At 66.9% G+C, this 1,986-nt stretch carries 3 protein-coding genes; all 3 read right to left on the bottom strand.

Annotated features, from left to right (window positions below):
• Positions 1-32: 32 nt before the first annotated feature.
• Positions 33-608 (bottom strand): TerD family protein, encoded by a 576-nt coding sequence (locus ACFWF3_RS33915; RefSeq protein ID WP_378993159.1) that lies wholly within the window; start codon positions 606-608, stop codon positions 33-35.
• Positions 609-646: 38 nt separating this feature from the next.
• Positions 647-1,132, bottom strand: coding sequence for a hypothetical protein (locus ACFWF3_RS33910; protein WP_378993162.1), 486 nt, complete (start codon positions 1,130-1,132; stop codon positions 647-649).
• A gap of 202 nt (positions 1,133-1,334) precedes the next feature.
• A partial coding sequence (locus tag ACFWF3_RS33905; protein WP_379318076.1) for a MazG family protein occupies positions 1,335-1,986 on the bottom strand: 652 nt, incomplete at its 5' end.

The raw sequence follows: 1,986 nt of genomic DNA, 5'->3' as shown, positions 1-1,986 counted from the left end.
CACTCGGTCGCCCGCCTTCCTGTCGTGGTTGGTCAGAGATTCACGCCGTAGTCGCGGGCGATGCCAGCCAGGCCCGAGGCGTAACCCTGGCCGACCGCGCGGAACTTCCATTCGCTGTTGTGGCGGTAGAGCTCGCCGAACACCATCGCGGTCTCCGTGGACGCGTCCTCGGACAGGTCGTAGCGCGCCAGTTCCACGCCGGTGTTCGCGTCGGTGACGCGGATGTAGGCGTTGCGGATCTGGCCGAACGACTGACCACGGGCCTGGGCGTCGTGGATCGACACCGGGAAGAAGATGTTGGTGATCGTCGGCGGGGTGGCGGCCAGATCGACGTTGATGATCTCGTCGTCCCCGTCGCCCTCACCGGTCAGGTTGTCACCGGTGTGCTCGATGGTGCCTTCCGGCGAGCGCAGGTTGTTGTAGAAGACGAAGTGCTGGTCCGAGAGCACTTTCAGATTCGTGCCGGTCGCCAACGCGCTGGCGTCCAGGTCGTGGTCGGCACCGGTGGTGGTACGCACGTCCCAGCCGAGACCGACCGCCACCTTGGTGAGGTTGTCGGTCTGCTTCGACAGCGAGACATTGCCGCCCTTGGCGAGTGTGACGCTCATGAAAACCCTTCTGTCCAGATGGTGTGCCGTAGAGGAACTTACGCTGCGGGCCCGTTGTCGGCCCAGGATCGCAGGGTCTCGACCCGACCCTCCAACGCCCGCAATTCGGTGTCGTCGAGGACGGTGCGCTGGATGCCACGGTCGACGGCGAACGCGGACTGCCGGTGGTCGTCGATCACGTCGACGTCCAGCTGCACCGCGGTGTAATCCGGCGCCGACGGCATCTGCTCGGCGATGACCGTCGCCCGGCCGCGCGCACACAGCGCCACATTGCCGCCGCCCAGAATCAGCAACGCCACCTCAGGCTGTGCCCGCAACCGTGCCAGCGAACCACGATCGGACTTCAAACTGAGAAGAATCCGCCGGTCGTCCGCGCGCACCGGCCACGACACCGGGATGGCGTGCGGCCCCGCGTCGGTCGTCACCAGCACAGCGATGGTTTCCTGCGGCCATACCGGCAACACGTCCAGCTCAGGATGGTCGGCCATCACATCCTGTCCTGCCGGATCTACCTCTGTACCCATCAACCTCACCTCGACGATCGCCGGACCCCTGCCCCGCCGCGGACGGCGAGCTGCTTCGAGTCTAAAGCTGTGTGGCCCTTGCCCGCTGGCGCGCGCACGATTGTCCACAAGATCTCAGCAACGTCTCAGCCGCCGACGCCGTGCACCCACCCCACGGAGCATCGTTAGCTCAGCGGTAGCCGACGCCGTCGGCGGGTGATGCTCAGCGCGGCCAGAAGGTATGCCAGTCATCCGCGCCGAGCGGGGACCGAGCACCTCGTTCGGCTTCGGCGGCGTCCTCGGCGGCGCGGATGGCGGTGGCGAAGTCGACGGCCGCTGTGCGGAGCCGTTCCTCGGCCGAATCAGGCCCGCCCAGTTCCACCACGCGCAGGGTGTCCGGGACGAGGTCGGCGGGCAGGCCCGCGTTGGCGCTGCGGGTGCGGATCTTCTCGGCGAGAGCGAGAGCGGGCTGGGCCATGGCGATGCCGTCGAGGCAGGAGCGGCGGGATTTCTCCGCGGATTTGCGCTCCTCCCACGCCTTTTCCTGCGCCGCGATCTTGGCGGCCACCGAGGTACCCGAGGAGAAATCGGCATCGGTGAGGTAGGGACTGCGATGGACGAGTTTGCCGACCAGGGTCGCCGCCACGTCGTCGACGGTGAACTCGCCCGCGTGTTCGGCGATTCGGGAGTGGAACAGCACCTGCAACAGCAGGTCGCCGAGTTCTTCCTTGATGGTTTCGGCGTCGCCGGCCTGGATGGCGTCGAGGAGTTCGTAGGTCTCCTCGAGGAGATAGGGGCGCAGCGAATCGTGGGTTTGGGTGCGCTCCCAGCCGCCGAAATGCCAGAGGCGATCCATCACCTCGACGGCGTCGGAC

The organism is Nocardia sp. NPDC060220, assembly GCF_042727815.1.
In the GTDB taxonomy this organism is placed as follows: domain Bacteria; phylum Actinomycetota; class Actinomycetes; order Mycobacteriales; family Mycobacteriaceae; genus Nocardia.
The sequence above is the reverse complement of the archived record's forward strand: the minus strand, read 5'-3'. Positions and strand labels throughout refer to the sequence as shown.